The sequence below is a fragment of the Rhizobacter sp. P3_C12 genome, from assembly GCF_056402735.1.
The window spans coordinates 1-17,973 of sequence record NZ_JBFUGW010000017.1 but is presented as its reverse complement, the minus strand read 5'-3'; the positions used below and the strand labels follow the sequence as shown (position 1 = coordinate 17,973).

Genomic DNA, 17,973 nt, shown 5'->3' with positions numbered 1-17,973 from the left:
CGTGTCGCGGCGTCGTGCGTGGTCGTGGAGCCTGCTCGGCCTCGCTGCCGCCGTGCTGGTGGCGTTCGTCGCCTGCGAAGCCCTGGGCTGGCCGTTCCTCGTCGGCCCGGCGCAGCGGCTGCTGGCCGACACGCTGAAGCGCGATGTCCGCCTCGCCGACGCGCCCGACCACGGCCGCATCCGCCTGCTCGGCGGCTTGCGCATCGACATCCCGATGCTGGAGATCGGCAGCGCCGCGTGGAGCAAGGATCCGTACTTCCTGCATGCCGAGAACGCGCAGCTGCGCGTCTCGTACTCGGCGCTGTGGCGCGCCCACCGTGGCGATGCGCTGGACATCAAGCGCCTGCATGCCGACCGCCTGGTCGTGCACGCCGAGCGCCGCGCCGACGGCATGGCGTCATGGCAGTTCGGCGAGCCGAAGGCTCAGCAGGAGAAAGGCACGCGGCTGCCGCGCGTGCGCTCGCTGTCGGTGGCTGACGGCCAGCTGACCGTCGTCGACGCCCCGTTGAAGGCCGACATCCATGCCGAAGTGCGCTTGGCCGACCAGGACACCGCAGCCCCGTTGCCGGCCGATGCGGCCTCGGCCCCTCGCTCGCTCACCGGCCTCGTCGTGCGTGCGAAGGGCACCTACGGCGGCTTCCCGGTCGAAGGCCGCCTGCGCTCGATCGGCGTGATGCCGCTGCTGGTCAGCGACGACGACGCGCCGCCGGTGCCGGTGGCATTGCGCATCGATACCGGCCGGGCTGGATTCCGTTTCCAGGGCACGGTGACCGACGTGCTGAAGCTCGAGGGCATGACCGGCCGCGTGCGCGTCAACGGCCCGTCGCTGTCGGCGGTCGGCGATCCGCTGGGCGTCACGCTGCCGACCACCGGGCCGTTCGAGATCGACGGCCGTGTCGCGAAGCGCGGCGAGGTGTGGAACGTGCTGGTCGACGACGCGACCGTCGGCAACAGCCGGTTGAATGCGGCGTTGACCTACGACTTGCGACCCAAGGTGCCACGGCTGTCGGGCCGGGTCGCCGGGCCGCGCCTGTTGCTGGCCGACCTGCTGCCCAGCATCGGCGTCGGGCCCGCGCCGGCACCGGCGGTCGCGCCCGAGCAGAAGCCGCCGAAGCGCCCCGGCGATCGCGTGCTGCCGAACCGCGCGTTCGACCTGCCGTCGCTGAGCGCGATGGACGCGGACGTGGTGCTGGCCTTCGAGCGCGCCGAGCTGGGCCGCATCTTCGCGCTGCCGCTGGAGCCGCTGCGCGCGCACCTGACGCTGGCCGACGGCAAGCTCGCGATCACCGACCTGGTGGCGCGCACCGCCGATGGCAGCCTGGCGGGCGCGGTGTCGCTCGACGGCAAGCCGAAGCTCGCGCTGTGGGACAGCGACCTGCGCTGGAGCGGCGTGCGGCTGGAGCGCTGGCTGAACCAGGGCCGGCCCGCCGACAAGCCGCCGTACGTCACCGGGCGGCTGATCGGCCAGGCCAAGTTGAAGGGACAGGGCCGCTCGACCGCCGAGATCCTCGGCAGCCTCGACGGCACCGTGGTCACGCGCATCGTCGAGGGCAAGGTGTCGCACCTGGCCGTCGAAGGGGCCGGGCTGGACCTGGCGCAGGCGCTGGGCGTGATGGTCAAGGGCGACGAGCTGCTGACGATCGACTGCGCGCTCGTCGACCTGCAGGCGAAGCAGGGCGTGCTGCGGCCGCGCGCGATGGTGGTCGACACCCGGGACTCGACGATCTGGGCCGACGGCACCTTGTCGCTCGCCGAAGAGAACATGGACCTGCGCGCCGTCGTCACGCCGAAGGACTTCAGCCCGCTCGCGCTGCGCACGCCGCTGCGCGTGCAGGGCAGCTTCAGCGACCCGAAGATCTCGCTCGAGAAGGCGCCGCTCGCGCGCAAGGTGGGCACCAGCGTGCTGCTCGGGCTGTTGAATCCGCTGGCGGCGCTGATCCCGCTGGTCGACGTGGGCGAGCGGCAGCCGTCGGGCGAGGGGTGCAACGCCTTGCTGGAACGCGCCCGGCAACACGCGGCGCCGGGCGGCGGCTGAGCCGATCGCGAGTTCATCTTGAATTGACGCTGTAACTTGGTTACGCGATACTCGAAAGCCTGGTTACGACCCCGGCCGCGAGGTGCCGCCCATGAAACAAGCCCTGCAGGAAGTCACCCACCGCATCCGCGAGCGCAGCACGCCGACGCGCACCGCCTACCTGGCGCGCATCGACAAGCTGGCGATGCGCCAGCGCGGCTCCGACCGCATGGGCTGCGCCAATGTCGCGCACGCCTTTGCCGCGCTGCCGGCCAACGACAAGTTCAAGGTGGTGGCACAGCGCTCGCCGCACCTGGGCATCGTCACCTCGTACAACGACATGCTGTCGGCGCACCAGCCCTACGAGCGCTTCCCCGACATCATCCGCAATGAGGCGCACCGCCACGGCGCGACGGTGCAGGTGGCCGGCGGCGTGCCGGCGATGTGCGACGGCGTGACGCAGGGCCTGCCCGGCATGGAGCTGAGCCTGTTCTCGCGCGACACCATCGCGATGGGCACCGCGGTGGCGCTGACGCACGATGTGTTCGATGCCGCGCTGCTGCTCGGCGTGTGCGACAAGATCGTGCCGGGCCTGCTGATCGGCGCGCTGCACTTCGGCCACCTGCCGTGCGTGTTCGTGCCGGCCGGGCCGATGGGCACCGGGCTGTCGAACACCGAGAAATCGAAGGTGCGCGAGAAATACGCGCAAGGCCTGGTCGGCCGCGACCAGCTGCTCGCGGCCGAATCGGCCGCGTACCACGGCGCCGGCACCTGCACCTTCTATGGCACCGCCAACAGCAACCAGATGCTGCTCGAGGCGATGGGCCTGCACGTGCCGGGCGCCGCCTTCGTGCACCCGCATGCGCAGCTGCGCGAGGCGCTGACGCGCGAGGCGGTGCGCGCCGCGCTCGCGATCACGCACGGCGGCGGCCGCTACACGCCGATCGGCCGGTTGGTCGACGAGCGGGTGATCGTCAACGCGATGGTCGCGCTGCTGGCCACCGGCGGCTCGACCAACCACCTGATCCACTGGGTGGCGGTGGCGCGCGCGGCCGGCATCCTGATCGACTGGACCGATTTCTCGGACCTCTCGCATGCGACGCCGCTGCTGGCGCGCGTGTACCCGAACGGCAGCGCCGACGTGAACCAGTTCCAGTCGGCCGGCGGGCCGGGCTTCGTGATCCGCGAGCTGCTCGATGCGGGTTACATGCATGCCGACGTGGCCGCGGTGGCCGAAGGCGGCATCGCGGCCTATGGCACGCAGCCGCAGGGCGATGGCGAGCGCCTGACCTGGTCGGCGCTGCCGGCGCAGAGCAACGACGACAGCGTGGTGCGCACCGCGGCCGCGCCGTTCAGCCCGTCGGGCGGCCTGAAGCTGTTGACCGGCAACCTCGGCCGCGCGGTGATCAAGATCTCGGCGGTGCCGGAAGACCGGCACATCGTCGAGGCGCCGGCGCTGGTCTTCAACGCGCAGGAAGAACTGCTGGCCGCCTTCAAGGCCGGCGAGCTGGAGCGCGATTTCATCGCCGTCGTGCGCTTCCAGGGGCCGCGTGCGAACGGCATGCCCGAACTGCACAAGCTGACGCCGCCGCTCGCGGTGGCACAGGGCAAGGGCTTCAAGGTGGCGCTGGTCACCGACGGGCGCATGAGCGGTGCGTCGGGCAAGGTGCCGGCGGCGATCCACGTGAGCCCCGAGGTGCTCGCGAACGGGCCGCTCGGCAAGGTGCGCAACGGCGACATCATCCGGCTCGACGCGGTGGCCGGCACGCTGCAGGCGCTGGTGCCGGAGGCAGAATGGGCGGCCCGCGAGGTCGCGCAGATCGACGCGCAGCAGCAGGAGAACAACGGCCACGACCTGGGCCGCGAGCTGTTCGGCGGCATGCGCCGCAACGTGCTGAGCGCCGAGCAGGGCGCCGTCACCTGGCTTTGAACCTTTCACATTCCCACAGAGAACCCCGCATGAACACGCTCGAACTGGCCGGCCATGGCCCGGTGATCCCGGTGATCGTCATCAACCAGCTGGAAGACGCGGTGCCGATGGCGCGCGCGCTGGTCGAGGGCGGCGTCAAGGTGCTCGAAGTGACGCTGCGCACGCCGGTGGCGCTGCAGTGCATGGAGGCGATCGCGAGAGAGGTGCCCGAGGCGATCCTCGGCGCCGGCACGGTGCGCAGCGTGGCCGATGCGAAGGCCGCGCTGGACGCCGGCTGCAAGTTCGCGGTGAGCCCGGGCTACACCAACGAGATCGGCCGCGCCTGCCGCGAGATGGGCCTGCCGCTTCTGCCCGGCACCGCGACCGGCAGCGAGGTGATGCAGGCCAATGCCGACGGCTATTTCTTCCTGAAGTTCTTCCCGGCGATGCAGGCCGGCGGCATCCCGATGCTGAAGGCGCTGGCCGGGCCGTTCACCGACGTGGTGTTCTGCCCGACCGGTGGCATCACGCTGGAAACCGCGCCGCAGTTCCTCGCGCTGCCGAACGTCAAGGTGTGCGGCGGCTCGTGGCTGACGCCGGCCGATGCGGTGAAGGCGAAGGACTGGGGGCGCATCACCGCGCTGGCCAAGGAGGCCAGCGCGCTGCGCGCCTGATCAAGGGCACGAAGCTTCTACGCGGTCTTCAAGGCAGCTGCTGCGCTCGCCTGCCGGCGGATCAGCAGCACCGACACCGCCGCCACCAGGCAGGCCGCGCCGGCCGCGAACAGCGCCGGGTTGTAAGTCAGCAGCAGCGTGCGCGTGAGCCCCGCGCCGTAGGCCGCGACCGCGGCGCCCAGCTGGTGCGAGGCGAACACCCAGCCGAAGATCATCCCGGCGCGCTCCTTGCCGAACTCCTGCGCGGCCAGCTTCACGGTGGGCGGCACGGTCGCGATCCAGTCGAGGCCGTAGAACATCGCGAAGGTCGCGAGGCCGTACAGCGTGAACGTGGAATACGGCAGCCAGAACAGCGACAGCCCGCGCAGCCCGTAGTACCAGAACAGCAGCTTGCGGTTGTCGTAGCGGTCGGACAGGTAGCCCGACAGCGTGGTGCCCACCAGGTCGAACGCGCCCATCATCGACAGCACCGAGGCCGCCGGCACCGCCGACAGGCCGTTGTCGCTGCACAGCGAGATGAAGTGCGTCTGCAGCAGGCCGTTGGTGCTGAGCCCGCAGATGAAGAAGCTCAGTGCGAGGATCCAGAACGTGCGGTTGTGCATCGCCTCGCGCAGCACCTTGAACGGGCCGAGGAAGTTCAGCGGCGCCGCGGCCGGCACCGGCGGCAGCGGCGTGCCCGCGGGCTCGCCGAGCGACAGCAGCTTCAGCTCGCTCGGGTGGTTGCGCATGAAGAAGGTGACGAGCGCCACCACGATCACGCAGGCGATGAAGATCGGGATCACCGCATAGCGCCAGCCGTGGTGCTCGATGATCCAGGCCGCGAGCGGCAGGAAGATCAGCTGCCCGGTGGCGGTGCTCGCGGCGAACAGGCCGACCACCAGCCCGCGGTGCGCGGTGAACCAGCGGCTCGCGACCATCGCGCCCAGCACCAGCGCGGTGAGCCCGGTGCCGCAGCCCAGCACCAGCCCCCACAGCAGGAACAGCTGCCACAGCTGCGTGATGCCGGTTGCCAGCACCATCGCGACCGCGATGAAGCTGGCGGCGGCCACCATGATGCGCGGCAGCCCGAAGCGCGCGATGAAGATCGCGGCGAACGGCCCGAGCAGGCCGAACAGCGCGAAGCGCACCGCGAAGACGGACGACAGCTGGTCGGTGGTCCAGCCGAACTCCTTCGACAGCGGCTGCAGCATCGCGCCCGGCAGGCCGAGCGCGGCCGAGGTGGTCAGCATCGCGAAGAAGGTGACCGCGGCGATCACCCACGCGTAGTGGATGCCGCGGCGGCCGAGCGAGACGGAAATGCGTTCGGACAGCATGGCGGGTTTCCTCGGCGCGGGCTCAGTCGAAGCGGCGCTCGATCAGTTCGACCTTGTAGCCGTCCGGATCGGTGATGAAGGCGATCACGGTGTTGCCGCCCTTGACCGGGCCGGCCTCGCGCGTGACGTTGCCGCCGCCGGCGCGAATGCGCTCGCAGGCCGCGGCCGCGTCGGGCACCGCGATCGCGATGTGGCCGTAGGCGGTGCCGAGCTCGTACGAGCTGACGCCGTGGTTGTAGGTGAGTTCCAGCTCGGCATGCTCCGGGTTCGGGCCGTAGCCGAGGAAGGCGAGCGAGTAGTGCTGCGACGGGTTCTCGGACTGGCGCAACAGCGTCATGCCCATGATGTGGGTGTAGAAGTCGATCGAGCGCTGCAGGTCGCCGACGCGCAGCATGGTGTGGAGGAGTCGCATGGTGGATGTTCCGTTGGGTCCGTTCAGGAAGCGTCGAAGATGAAGCAGGTGGTGGAGGCGTGGGCGTACAACTTGCCGTCGGGGCCGAGCAGGCGCCCTTCGGCGGTGGCCATGCGGCCGCCGACGTGGATCACGCTGCCGATGGCGCGCAACACGGGCACGCGGTGAGTGACGGCGCGCACGTAGTTGATCTTGAGTTCGGCCGTGGTGTAGGCCTTGCCGGCGGCGAGCGTGGTGTGCACCGCGCAGCCGACGCATGAGTCGAGCAGCGTCGCGATCCAGCCGCCGTGCACCGTGCCGAGCGGGTTGTAGTGGCGCAGCAGCGGCGTGCCCTGGAACACCGCGCGGCCAGGTGCCATCTCGATCGGCAGGAAGTCCATCGTCTCGCCGATCGGCGGCGGGGGCAGCTCGCCGTCGAAGATGGCCTGGAAGAACTGCAGTCCGCTCAGGCCCGCGACCTGTTCGGGGCGGGCCACGCCCGGCGGCAGCAGGCGGGCGCGGTGGGCGGCGGCCTCGGCTTCCCACTGGGCCTGCACGGCGGCGGCATCGACGACGGGTGTGTCCATAGCGGTCGCCCGGCGGGCTTAAAGTTGCAATTGCAACGATTGTAGCTACAATTGTTTGATCATGCCAAGCGCTCCGACGAAGAACGATTCGAAAGTGATCAGCCCCCACGGCTGCACCAGCCTGAAGGTGCGCCAGCTGTCACGCCGCGTCAGCCAGCACTTCGACCGCATCGTCGCCGATGCCGACCTGAAGACGACGCAGTACTCGCTGCTGTCCCAGGTGGTGTCGCTCGGGCCGGTGAAGCCCGGCGTGCTGGCGTCTCACATGGAGATGGATGCGTCCACGCTGACGCGCAACCTGCAGCCGCTGGTGGCACAGGGCTGGGTCACGGTGGGGCCGGGCGAAGACGGGCGCAGCCGCGTCGTCGAGGCCACCGCGGCCGGCCGCGTCAAGCGCGATGAGGCGCGACGCGAGTGGAAGCGGGCGCAGGTGGCGTTCAACGAGCGGCTCGGCGACGAGCGCGTGATCCGGCTGCACGCGCTGATCGAGGAATGCCTCGCGGTGATGAACGAGACCGAGGCTGGCTCGGCGTCCTGACGGGTCCGGGCTCGCGCGGGCTCAGCGCGCCTGGCGTGCGACCTCCGCGCCCGGCTGCACGTCATCGCCGTAGGCCGCCTTCCAGCGCTCGGTCAGCTTCAGGTGCTCATCCAGCCGCGTCCCCGGCAGCCCGTCGTCGACCTCCCAGTTCGCCACCTTCGATTCGATCGCGAAATGAGACACCGGCGTGATCGCCGACGGGTCGTCCAGGCTGCCGACCGAGAGGTCCATGTGCTGCGAGCCCTCGTACGCGAAGCTCAGCGGCGTGCCGCAGTTCCCGCAGAAGCCGCGCAGCGCGAACTTCGACGACGCGTAGGTCTTCGGCGGCTCGGTCAGCCACTCGACCTGGTCGCGCCGCAGGTTCAGGAACGGCACGCGCGTGTTGCCGAAGGCCAGCTGGCACATGCGGCAGTGGCAGTAGTAGCCCTCGCGCTGCTCGGGCGATGCGCGGTAGCGGATGCGGCCGCACAGGCAGCCGCCTTCGAGCGCCGCGTTGGCCGTGCCTGCCGCCGCGCTCATGTCGCCACCGTGTAGTTCAGCGTGAGCCGCCCGCCGTCCACGTAGACGATCTCGCCGGTCATGTAGCTCGCCGCGCTGCTCAGCAGGAAGGCGGCGACGTCGGCGATCTCGCCCGGCTCGCCGAGCCGCTTCATCGGCGTGCGGCTCATGATGCGGGCGCGTGCTTCCTCGCTGCCCAGTACCGCGTTCTTCGCGAGCTCGGTCGCGATCGTGCCCGGCGCCACCGCATTCACGCGGATGCCGCGGTCGGCCAGCGAGAGCGCCATCACGCGCGTCAGCTGGTTGATGCCGCCCTTGCTCGCGTTGTAGCTCGCGATGCTCGGGATCGCCATCACGCTGTTGACCGAGCTCATGTTGACGATCGCGCCGCCGCCGGTCTTCACCATCTCGCGCGCCACCGCCTGGCCGACCAGGAACGAGCCCTTCAGGTTGATGTCGATCACCGCATCCCAGTCGGCTTCGGTGATCTCGAGGAAATCGGCGGCCTTGAAGATGCCGGCGTTGTTGACCAGCCCGTCGATGCGGCCGAAGGCGGCCAGCGTGCCGGCGACTGCGGCATCGACCTCGGTCTTCTTCGACACGTCGCAATGCAGGTAGTGAGCGCGCTGGCCCTCGGCCGCCAGGCTGGCCGCGAGCGCCGCGCCGCGCGTGTCGTCGACATCCCACAGCGCCACCGCCGCGCCGTCGCGCGAGAGCCGCTGCGCGCAGGCGGCGCCGATGCCTTGCGAGGCGCCGGTGATCACGATGACCTGCCCGTGCAGGTTGAACTGGACCGGTTTCATGGAGGCTCCCCAAAGGGAGCGAGTTTATGACCGGGCCGCCAGCCAGCGCGCGAAGCGCTGCGATTGCCGCTGGGCCGCGCTCATGCCGAGCACCGCGGCCAGGGCCGCCGGCAGTGCGAAGACCGGCTCCACCGGGTGCAGGACCAGCGCCGGCGTCAATGCCAGCAGCAGCGCCGCCAGCATCAGCCGCGTGCCCCAGCGGCCGCCCATCCACGCGAAGAAGGTCGGCAGCAGCACCGTGGCCAGCAGCAGCATGGCGACCCGTCCCCGGGTGTCGGCGTACAGGCGCTCGCCCGGAGTCCATCGGCGCTGCAGATGGACATGCACACCGGCCAGCACCCAGGCGATCGCGAGGGCGCCAGCCGGGAAACCCTGCAGTTGCAGCGAGAAGATGAGGTAGCCGCCCAGCGTGGCGGCCAGCAGCAGGTCTCCCGGCTCCTGCGGTGCGCTCAGCATCAGGCCCGCCAGCAGCAGGATGATGGCCGCCAGCGGCACCGCCGGCGCGTAGCCGTCCGGCCCGTACTGCCAGACCAGCGCGGCGCCGAGAATCATCGCCACGCCGTACCAGGGTGCCCTGCGCCGCCAGTGCGCTATCCACGCGGCCGGCAGCACGTTGCCGCGGCGCCGCATGCCGTAGAGCAGCCCGAACGCCAGCAGCAGCGGGATGACGGCGCCGACGGTGACCCCCAGCGCGCGCCAGGTGCCGGTCGCCGCCTCGCCCGGATCGAGCGTGATGATCGCGCCCAGCGTGAAGATGGCGAGCGCCACGGCCAGCGTGCGCATCCACTCGCCGATCTTCAGCGTGCGGACGAGGTCTGCCAGCAGCCCGGCATCGAAGCCGATGCGCGTCATCAGGGTCGGTCCCGCCGCCGCGATCTGCCGTGGCAGCGACAGGCCCATCAGCGTGGCCAGCAGCAGCGAGCGCATCGAGCGGCCGCGCTCCAGCAAGGCCTGCATCGCGACCAGGTCCGCATGCTTGCGCAACAGCTGCTCATCGGTCAGCGGCCGCTTCAGCCCGGCCAGCGCGTCGTGCAGCGCCTGTGCCCGCCACGCACCGATCAGGCGCACGGTGCGGAAATCGTCCAGCCAGTCGAAGTGGGCCTGCAGCATCAGCAGCAGCGCGGACGGCAGCAGCGGGGTGCGCAGCACCAGGTCGGCGAAGCGTGCCGAGGCCTCGGCCTCCTGGCCCAGCGGCAGGTCGTTCAGCTGCCGGCGCAACACCGGCACCAGCGCCTCGAGCGCGGCCGGGCCTTGCGGCACGGTGCGGGTGACGAGCTCGCACAGGGCTTCGGGGGACAGGGATTGCGCGGTCGGCATCTCGGCCGGTACCGAAATGACGGCCGGCTCGGTCGACGGTTCAACGGGTATCACGGACACAACGGGTGCCGGGTCGGGGGCGGTCGCGGTCACCAGCGCTTCGGCCCGCAGCGCCTGCCGATGCCGTGCCCACGCGACCATCCGGTCATAGGCCTCGCGCAGCGCCTGGTAGGCGAGCGCGTCGTCGTCGGGCCGCGTCACCTTCAGCTTCGCGGCATAGCTGCGCTTGATCAGCGCGAGGTCGTCGGTGGGCTCCGCCAGCCCCAGCACCTGCCAATCGTGCATCGTGGCCCCGCCGGTCAGAAGCGGAAGCCGCCGTCGATGCTGTCCAGCGCCTGCCGGAACTGCTGGCGCGCGTTGCGCACCGTGCGCGCGTCCTGCGTGTCGAGTGCCGCTTCGAACTGCGCCATCCAGGCCTGCAGCGCGTTGCGCTCCTCGCCCAGCCGGTCTTCGTACAGGCGCTTCGCGCGCTCCAGCAGGTAGCGGTTCTCGTCCTCGTCGCGCGGGTGGCGCTTCAGCAGCTTCAGCCGTTCGAGTGCCGCCGCGACCGCCGCGGCGTCCATCTGCGTCGAGGTGTTGTGGATCAGCGTGTTGGTGATGCGGCCGCTGGCGGTCTCGCGGGCGTCGACGTCGAGCAGGCCGTTCGCGTCGTAGGTGAAGCGCACCTCCAGCGTCGCCGCGCCGGCCGGGCGRGGCGGCACGTCGACATCGAGCACGCCCAGCGCCAGGTTCTCGGAGCCGACCGGCGATTCGCCCTGGCGGATGTCGACGCGGATGCTCTTCTGGTGGTCGACCACCGTCGAGTAGACGCCGACGCGCGACACCGGCACCGGCGTGTTGCGCTCGATGATCGGCGAGAAGCGGTCGGCCACCATCGTGTCGCCGACCTGCTGCGACGCGACGATGCCCAGCGAGTACGGCATCACGTCGGTCAGCACCACCTCGGCGAGCGCGGCGTCGCGCGCCTTCAGCCCGGCCTGCACCGCGGCGCCCTGCGCGATCGCGAGGTCGGGATCGATGGTGCGCAACGGCAGGCGCTGGAACAGCCGCGTCGTCAGCTGGCGGATCATCGGCATGCGCGTCGCGCCGCCGACCAGCACCACCTCGTCGAGCGCGGCGGCATCGATCTTCGCGTCGTACAGCGCGCGCTCGATCGGGCGGCGCAGGCGCTGCAGCAGCTCGGCGCTCGCGGATTCGAAATCGGCCCGCGTGATCGCGCACTCGAGGCGCCGGCCCTGGTGCACCAGCGACATCACGGCGCTGTCGGCATCGCTCAGGTTGCGCTTGGCCTGCTCGGCGGCACGCCACCAGGCGCCGCCCTGCATCAGCGCCTCGCGCTCGGCGGGCTTCAGGCCGTCGCAGCGCTCGACGAACAACCGGCCCAGCGCCTGCACGAAATCCTCGCCGCCGAGCCGCGTGTCGCCGGCGCTCGCCCGCACCTCGACGACGCCGTCGAAGTACTCGAGCACCGAGACATCGAAGGTGCCGCCGCCCAGGTCGAAGATCAGGAAGCTGCTGTGGTCGATGCGCTCCTGCAGGCCGTAGGCCAGCCCGGCGGCGGTCGGCTCGTTGAGCAGCCGCTCCACCGTCAGCCCGGCCAGTTCGCCGGCGGTGCGGGTGGCGCGGCGCTGCGCCTCGTTGAAGTACGCCGGCACGGTGATCACCGCCTCGGTCACCGGCTCGCCGAGCAGCGCCTCGGCATCGGCCTTCAGCGATTGCAGCACCAGCGCCGACAGCTCCTCGGGGCGGAAGTCGCGCGTGCCCAGGCGCAGCTTGCGGTCGCTGCCCATCCAGCGCTTGAAGCCCTGCGCGGTGCGGTCGGGGTGGGTGCTGGCGCGCTCGCGGGCGGCCAGGCCGACCAGCGTGCGGCCTTCGTCATCGAGGCTGACCGCCGAGGGCGTGGAGAAGTCGCCGTGCACGTTGCGTACCAGCTGCGGCCGCCCGCCCTGGAAGATGCCGATCAGGCTGTTGGTCGTGCCGAGGTCGATGCCGACGATCATGGTGCGCGGCGCGGCTCGGCCGCGCGAATCCGAGAGGCGCCGAGGATATCAGCGCGCGCGGTCGAGCCAGATGCCGATGCCCTGCGCGTTCAGCTCCAGGTCCATCGCGAGCAGCGCCAGCGCGTCGTCGCGCGGCACGCTGCTGCCCAGGCGCTGCAGCCGCGCCGTGTAGAGCGCCGCGAGGCCGGCCATCAGCGCGGCGTGGCGTTCTGGCGCCGGCAGCGGGCGCAGCCGCTCGCCGAGCGCGACGATCTCGTCGACCTGCGCCAGCATCATCTCGCCGAGCCGCGGCACCCCCTCGACACAGCCATAGTGCGTGAGGTACAGCCGCTCGGGGTGGAAGCCGAGCATGCGCTGCACCGACTGCTTCAGCGCCTCGGGCTCGAACTGCACCGGCGTCGTGGTCGGCAGCAGCCACGGGCCTTGCGCGGTGTCGAACTCGCGGTAGCTCAGGCCGAAGGTGTCACCGGTGAAGAAGCCGCGGCTGCGCTCGTCCCAGATGCAGTGGTGGTGGCGGGCATGCCCCGGCGTGTCGATCAGCACCAGCGGCCGGCCGGCGAGGGCGACGACCATGCCGTCATGGCTTTCGACGACGCGCGCGGCCGGCACCGGCACCACCTCGCCGTAGGCCCGCGTCACCTCCTGCGCGCCGTACACCGCGCGGGCGCCGTTCAGCAGCGCGAGCGGCTCGATCATGTGGCGCGCGCCGCGCGGGTGGGCCAGCAGCTTCGCGCCGGGCAGCGCCTGCATCAGCGCGCCGGCGCCGCCGGCATGGTCGAGGTGCACGTGGGTGACGATCACCCAGTCGACATCGCTGCGCTGCAGCCCGGCCGCGTCGACCGCTGCCAGCAGCCGCGGCAGCGAGTGCGTGGTGCCGGTGTCGATGAACGCGCCGCGGCCGTTCTCGACCACCAGGTAGCAGGCATCGAAGGCCGGGCGGTGGAAGCCGGTGTCGATGACGTGGATGCCGAAGGCAGGGGTGTCGACCATGATCGACATTCTCCTACGGCGAACTCGGACGTGACCGACAGCCAGGGCGAGAGGCGGCTTCCAGACTGGGTGCCTCACTTGACCTTGATGAGGAATCCACGATGAGACTGCCTGTACGGACCACCCTGCTGATCGCCGCTGCCGCCTGCGGCCTGGTCGCCACCGCTGCCCATGCCCGCTCCGACGAGTCGTTCATGAAGGAAGCCGCACAGGCCGGCAGCGCCGAGATCGAGGCCAGCAAGCTGGCGCAGACCAAGGCGCAGCGCACCGACGTGAAGACCTTCGCGCAGACGATGATCGACGACCACACGAAGGTGGCCGACGAACTGAAGGCGCTCGCCGCGAGCAAGAAGGTCGACCTGCCGACCGGCCCGTCGATCACGCAGAAGGGCGAGCTGAAGCTGATCGACGCCGGCGCCGATGCGAAGTTCGACGAGCGCTACGTGAAGGCCTTCGGCGTGAAGGCGCACGAGGATGCTGTCAAGCTGTTCGAGCAGGCCGCGAAGGAAGCCAAGGACGCCGACGTGAAGGCCTTCGCGCAGAAGACCTTGCCGGGGCTTCAGCACCACCTGGAGATGGCGCGAGCACTGCAGCCCGCGAAGCCCTGACCGGACTATTGAGCGGCGACCGCTTCGACCTGGATGCGCAGCGTCACGTCCATGTTGAAGTGCCAGTCCTTGCCGGCGTCGATGCCGAACTGGTCGCGCTGGATCGTCGTGATCGCGTCGGCGCCGCACATGTCGCGCTTGAGCATCGGGTGCGGGACGCACTTGAGCCAGTTCAGCTTCAGCGTGACCGGCTTGGTCACGCCGTGCAGCGTCAGCTCGCCGGCCACTTCGGTCGGCACGCCGTCGACCACCTTGTCGAATCGGCCCTTGTAGGTGGCCTTGGGGAATTTCTTGACGTCGAACAGCTCCTTGCCCTGGGCCACCTTGTTCAGCGCGTCCTGGCCGAAATCGGCACTGCCGGGCAGCACGGTGATCTCCAGGTCGCCGGTGCCGGTGGCCTTGTCGTAGTGCACCGTGCCGCTGCTCTTGTTGAACTTGCCGCGCCACACCGAGATGCCCATGTGGTCGGCTTCGAAGCTCGGGAAGGTGTGGTCGGGGTCGATCTTGTAGGTGACCGGGGCGGCGTGGGCGGTGGCGGCGATCAGCAGGCCGGCGGCGGCGACAAGGGCAAGGCGCATGGGGAATTCTCCTGGAGGTGGGTTGAGGTGAACGGCACCGGATTCTCGATGCATTCATCTTCACGACGAATCAGCCGGGCTCCGATCGACATGAGGCCGCAGCCCGGATAGCGGGCCGGGTTCAAGACGTTCTGGACGCCGCTCGGCGAGGCCTGCGGACATGCGCGGCATGAACCTGCCTCACCGCTTCTGCTTCGTTCTTGGCGCGCGCAACGGCGGCTTTTCGCGCCGCTGGGCATCACCGCATGGCAATGGTCGCACTCGCCCAGCGGCGAGACGATGACCGGCGGCGGTCTGCGGCTGCGCACGCGCGACTGGGCCGCGCTGGCGCAGCTGCTGCTTCGGCAAGGCGCCGGGCCGGACGGCGCACTGCTGGCGTCCGACCAGGTGGCCGCACTGCTGAGCGTGCGGCGGTCGACGCCCTTCGGGATGGCGTACGGCGAGCTTTTCTGGCGGCGTGACTACGACCTGCGCTGCGGTCGCGTGAGCGCCTGGATGATGTCGGGCAACGGCGGCAACCACGTGCTGGTGCTGCCCACGCTCGACGCGGTCGCCGTGGTGACACGCACCCACTACGACCAGCGCGGCATGCACCCGCAGAGTTTCGATTTCATCACCGCGCTGCTGGACCGCCACGTGTGCGGGCCGGCGCCACGCTAGTCGCGCTGCGCGCGACCAGGCTGGACAGCTGCAGCGAGACGAGGTCGAGGCGGTGCAGGTTCATGCGATCAGCGCCTCCAGGCTCTTGCGCGTGAACGGCTTCGGCAGGAAGGCGGCCGCGGCCGGCCAGTCGGCACGCTGCGCATGCACCTCCGGCGGCAGGCCGGAGCTCAGCACGATGCGCTGCTGCGGCCAGTCGTGCGCAATGCGGTGCCACAGCGCGATGCCGTCGCCGCCCGGGCCGAGCATCACGTCCGACAGCAGCAGGTCGAACGGGCCGTGCGCCACCATGCAGGCGAGCGCGTCGTGCTCCGATGCCACCGCGGTGACGGTGGCGCCCAGGTCGTCGAGCAGCGCGGCAGCAGTGGCTCGCACGCTGTCGTCGTCTTCCACCAGCAGCACGCGGGCCGCCGCACCGCGCGCATGCACCGCCGCGCGCGGCAGCGGGGCCGGCACGCCAGCACGCGAAGCCGGCAGCCACAGCTCCGCCGTCGTGCCGCGGCCCTCGGCGCTGTGCAGCACCAGGCTGCCACCGCACTGGCGCATGAAGCCGTCGACGATCGCGAGGCCCAGCCCGCTGCCCTGGCCCGGTGCCTTGGTCGTGAAGAACGGTTCGGCCACGCGTGCCTGCACCTCGGCCGGCATGCCGTGGCCGGTGTCGTGCACGCGGACCACGACCGCCTCGCCGGCCGGGGCCACGCAGGCACTGTGCGCGACGTGCGCGACCGACAGCGTCAGCGTGCCGCCGCCCGGCATCGCGGCGGCGCTGTTCAGCGCGAGGTTCAGCAGCGCGTTCTCCAGCTGGCCGCGGTCGGCCAGCACCGACAGCGCGGTGTCGGCGCTGCTTGCGTCGATCCGCACCTCGATCGCCGGCCCGACCGAATACTCGACCAGGTCCTGCATCTCGGCCAGCATGTCGTCCACGCGCACCGACTCCACCTCCAGCGGCTGGCGCCGCGCGAACACCAGCAGCCGCCGCGACAGGCCGGCCGCCGACTCGGCCGCCTTGTGTGCGCGCGTGGCCAGCGCGGCGACCCGTTCGTCACCAAGCAGCCGATGGCGCAGCAGCTCCAGGTTGCCGAGGATCGCGCTCAGGAAGTTGTTGAAGTCGTGCGCGATGCCGCCGGTCAGCTGCCCCAGCACCTCCATGCGCTGGGCCTGCCGCAGCTGCGCCTCCATCGCGCGGCGGGCGCTCAGGTCGCGGCAGACGGCGACCCAGCCGCCGTCGGGCATCGGGTGGCTCAGCATCTCCAGCACGCGACTGCCCGGCAGGTGCAGCTCGGCCGATGCCGCGATGCGGTGCCGGCCGAGGCGCGCCGCAGTCTCGGCCGCGACCGCGCGCCAGGTGGCACCGGCCGGCAGCGCCGCGTTCAGTTCGCCGATCGGCACGCCGCGGCGCAGCACGCCGGGCGCGAACGGCAGCAGGCTCTCGAACTTCTGGTTCCACACCACCAGTGCGCCGCCCGCGTCGTACACCGACAGGCCGTCGTTCATGCCGTGGAACACGCTCTCCAGCAGCCGGCCCTGCGCATGCAGGCCCTGCGTGAGCCGCTGTTTCTCGAGCAGGTGGTCGCGGAACACCTGGAAGGCGCGCGCCAGCTCGCCGATCTCGTCCGGGCGCGAGATCGCCGCGCTCGGCTGCGCCACGTCGCCGCCGGCCAGCCGCGTCATCGTGCGCGTCATCGCCTGCAGGTCGCGCAGCACGCGTTGCACGTACAGCGCGCCGGCCAGCGCCGTCAGCACCGACAGCGCGCTCACCAGCACCAGCGCCGACGCGCCCGAGGCCACCGTGCGGCGCACCGTGTCGCGCCGCTCGGTCGACACCTTGCGCAGCTCGGCCACGTAGGCGCTGGCGCGCGCGCCGAGCTGCGTCGAATGGCTGCGCATCAGCTGCACCACGGTGCTGAGCTGGCGCTCGGTGCGCAGCTGCCGGCGGCGCAGCTGGAACGCGCCGTCGTCGCCGAAGCACAGCGCCTGCAGCGCGGCGGCGAGCGCCGGCAGCCGGCGGTCCTCGCCGGCCTGCTGCGCGAACACCCACAGCGCCTCGACATCGGCCTCGCTGCGGCCGAGGGTCGTGTACTCGTCGGCCAGCTCGGCGGCGACCAGCGTGCTCCAGATCGACTGCAGGCTCGGGCCATCGCGCTGCACGCGCACGCGATTGCGGAACAGCTGGTCGCCCAGCGCGTCGAGCGTGTCGCGCTGGCTGCGCAGCTGGGCCTGCTGGCGGCGGCGTTCGCTCGACAGCGCGAGCAGGCTGGTCAGGTCGCGGTCGATGCCGTCGAGCATCGCGGTGGCCTCCAGCCGCGAATCGGCCTGCGTCGGCAGGTCGCCCGACAGGCGGCGGATCTCGCCGAGCAGCACGCGCACCAGCTGGCTGTCGTTGCGGCTGGGCGATTGCAGGTCGCTGTCGGCGATGCTGGGCGCGACGGCGGCGAGCTGCGACACCTTCTCGGCCAGCTCCAGCACGCGCGCGATCTCGGGCATCACGCCGGCCTCGAAGTCGTCGAGCGCGCGCTGGTTGTGGCGCATGCCGGCGATGCCGGTGACGGCCAGCACGATGGTGAGCAGCAGCAGCGCGAGGAAGGTGGCGAGCAGGCGGGTGCGGATCGCGAAGCGGGCGGGGATCTCGCCGGGTGCCGGCGGCACGGCCCTCGCGACGGCGTCGTTCACGGGTCAGCCGCGCGTCACCGGCACGCCGAACACGTAGCCCTGGCCGCGCTCGGTGCGGATGTAGGCCGGCTGGCGCGGGTTCGGCTCGATCTTGCGGCGCAGGCGCAGCACCAGCACGTCGACGCTGCGGTCGTAGGCCTCGGTCTCGGTGCCACGGAACTGCGACAGCAGCTCGTCGCGCGCCCACACGCGGCCGGCCTGCGTGACCATCGCGGCGAGCAGCGCGAACTCGCCGCGCGTCACCTCGCAAGGCTCGCCGCTGCTGCGCGCCAGCGTGCGGGCGGTGCGGTCGAGCACCCAGTCGCCGAAGCGGTAGCGCTCGTGCACCGGGTCGTCGGGGCGGGCGGCCGGCTGCGACAGTTCGGTCGAGCGGCGCAGGCTGGCGCGCACGCGGGCCAGCAGTTCGCGCCCGGAGATCGGCTT

The 17,973-nt window shown here is 71.2% G+C and carries 17 protein-coding genes; 6 read left to right on the top strand and 11 right to left on the bottom strand.

The features are described 5' to 3' along the window. Position 1 precedes the first annotated feature (1 nt). The 3 genes from AC1DXV_RS05085 (at position 2) to eda (ending at position 4,597) form a co-directional block, all read left to right on the top strand. Positions 2-2,035 (top strand): AsmA family protein, encoded by a 2,034-nt coding sequence (locus AC1DXV_RS05085; protein ID WP_477932715.1) that lies wholly within the window; start codon positions 2-4, stop codon positions 2,033-2,035. A 91-nt stretch (positions 2,036-2,126) separates the two neighbouring features. Next, the gene (gene edd / locus AC1DXV_RS05080; RefSeq protein WP_477932713.1) at positions 2,127-3,944 is read left to right on the top strand and encodes a phosphogluconate dehydratase; all 1,818 of its coding nucleotides are present in this window, start codon (positions 2,127-2,129) and stop codon (positions 3,942-3,944) included. A 29-nt stretch (positions 3,945-3,973) separates the two neighbouring features. After that, positions 3,974-4,597: a bifunctional 4-hydroxy-2-oxoglutarate aldolase/2-dehydro-3-deoxy-phosphogluconate aldolase gene (eda, locus tag AC1DXV_RS05075; protein WP_477870452.1), complete on the top strand. Its 624-nt coding sequence runs from the start codon at positions 3,974-3,976 to the stop codon at positions 4,595-4,597. Between the two features lie 17 nt (positions 4,598-4,614). Here the strand turns inward: eda and AC1DXV_RS05070 are convergent, their stop codons facing one another. Genes AC1DXV_RS05070 through AC1DXV_RS05060 form a run of 3 tightly spaced genes read right to left on the bottom strand, consistent with a single transcriptional unit; the run spans position 4,615 to position 6,888 of the window. Further along, positions 4,615-5,910: an MFS transporter gene (locus tag AC1DXV_RS05070; protein WP_477870454.1), complete on the bottom strand. Its 1,296-nt coding sequence runs from the start codon at positions 5,908-5,910 to the stop codon at positions 4,615-4,617. A gap of 22 nt (positions 5,911-5,932) precedes the next feature. Next, positions 5,933-6,322 (bottom strand): lactoylglutathione lyase, encoded by a 390-nt coding sequence (gloA, locus tag AC1DXV_RS05065; RefSeq protein ID WP_477870456.1) that lies wholly within the window; start codon positions 6,320-6,322, stop codon positions 5,933-5,935. Positions 6,323-6,345: 23 nt separating this feature from the next. Beyond that, positions 6,346-6,888, bottom strand: coding sequence for a PaaI family thioesterase (locus AC1DXV_RS05060; protein WP_477932709.1), 543 nt, complete (start codon positions 6,886-6,888; stop codon positions 6,346-6,348). A 94-nt stretch (positions 6,889-6,982) separates the two neighbouring features. Between AC1DXV_RS05060 and AC1DXV_RS05055 the strand changes: the two genes are divergently transcribed. Continuing rightward, positions 6,983-7,426, top strand: coding sequence for a MarR family winged helix-turn-helix transcriptional regulator (locus AC1DXV_RS05055; protein ID WP_477932707.1), 444 nt, complete (start codon positions 6,983-6,985; stop codon positions 7,424-7,426). A gap of 21 nt (positions 7,427-7,447) precedes the next feature. Here the strand turns inward: AC1DXV_RS05055 and AC1DXV_RS05050 are convergent, their stop codons facing one another. The 5 genes from AC1DXV_RS05050 to AC1DXV_RS05030 are packed head-to-tail and all read right to left on the bottom strand — an operon-like array spanning position 7,448 to position 13,034. After that, positions 7,448-7,945 carry a GFA family protein gene (locus AC1DXV_RS05050; RefSeq protein WP_477932705.1) on the bottom strand — a complete coding sequence of 166 codons (498 nt, stop codon included), beginning with the start codon at positions 7,943-7,945 and terminating at the stop codon, positions 7,448-7,450. Further along, complete coding sequence (locus tag AC1DXV_RS05045; RefSeq protein WP_477932703.1) at positions 7,942-8,727, bottom strand: SDR family NAD(P)-dependent oxidoreductase; 786 nt, start codon at positions 8,725-8,727, stop codon at positions 7,942-7,944. The genes AC1DXV_RS05050 and AC1DXV_RS05045 overlap by 4 nt, the downstream gene beginning before the upstream one ends. Before the next feature lie 24 nt (positions 8,728-8,751). Continuing rightward, positions 8,752-10,329: a hypothetical protein gene (locus AC1DXV_RS05040; RefSeq protein WP_477932701.1), complete on the bottom strand. Its 1,578-nt coding sequence runs from the start codon at positions 10,327-10,329 to the stop codon at positions 8,752-8,754. A gap of 14 nt (positions 10,330-10,343) precedes the next feature. Beyond that, positions 10,344-12,044: an Hsp70 family protein gene (locus tag AC1DXV_RS05035; RefSeq protein WP_477932699.1), complete on the bottom strand. Its 1,701-nt coding sequence runs from the start codon at positions 12,042-12,044 to the stop codon at positions 10,344-10,346. A gap of 48 nt (positions 12,045-12,092) precedes the next feature. Further along, the gene (locus AC1DXV_RS05030; protein ID WP_477932697.1) at positions 12,093-13,034 is read right to left on the bottom strand and encodes an MBL fold metallo-hydrolase; all 942 of its coding nucleotides are present in this window, start codon (positions 13,032-13,034) and stop codon (positions 12,093-12,095) included. 101 nt (positions 13,035-13,135) lie between these two features. On the opposite strand from AC1DXV_RS05030, the gene AC1DXV_RS05025 reads away from it, so the two are divergent. Then, positions 13,136-13,642, top strand: coding sequence for a DUF4142 domain-containing protein (locus tag AC1DXV_RS05025; RefSeq protein ID WP_477872344.1), 507 nt, complete (start codon positions 13,136-13,138; stop codon positions 13,640-13,642). 5 nt (positions 13,643-13,647) lie between these two features. Here AC1DXV_RS05025 and AC1DXV_RS05020 read toward each other — a convergent pair whose 3' ends face one another. After that, on the bottom strand, positions 13,648-14,220 hold the full coding sequence (locus AC1DXV_RS05020) for a YceI family protein (protein WP_477872342.1): 573 nt from the start codon (positions 14,218-14,220) through the stop codon (positions 13,648-13,650). 279 nt (positions 14,221-14,499) lie between these two features. On the opposite strand from AC1DXV_RS05020, the gene AC1DXV_RS05015 reads away from it, so the two are divergent. Continuing rightward, positions 14,500-14,880: a serine hydrolase domain-containing protein gene (locus AC1DXV_RS05015; RefSeq protein ID WP_477872340.1), complete on the top strand. Its 381-nt coding sequence runs from the start codon at positions 14,500-14,502 to the stop codon at positions 14,878-14,880. A gap of 60 nt (positions 14,881-14,940) precedes the next feature. Here AC1DXV_RS05015 and AC1DXV_RS05010 read toward each other — a convergent pair whose 3' ends face one another. Then, complete coding sequence (locus AC1DXV_RS05010) at positions 14,941-17,550, bottom strand: ATP-binding protein (RefSeq protein WP_477932695.1); 2,610 nt, start codon at positions 17,548-17,550, stop codon at positions 14,941-14,943. A gap of 3 nt (positions 17,551-17,553) precedes the next feature. After that, on the bottom strand, positions 17,554-17,973 hold a 420-nt coding region (locus tag AC1DXV_RS05005), incomplete at its 5' end, for a winged helix-turn-helix domain-containing protein (RefSeq protein WP_477932693.1).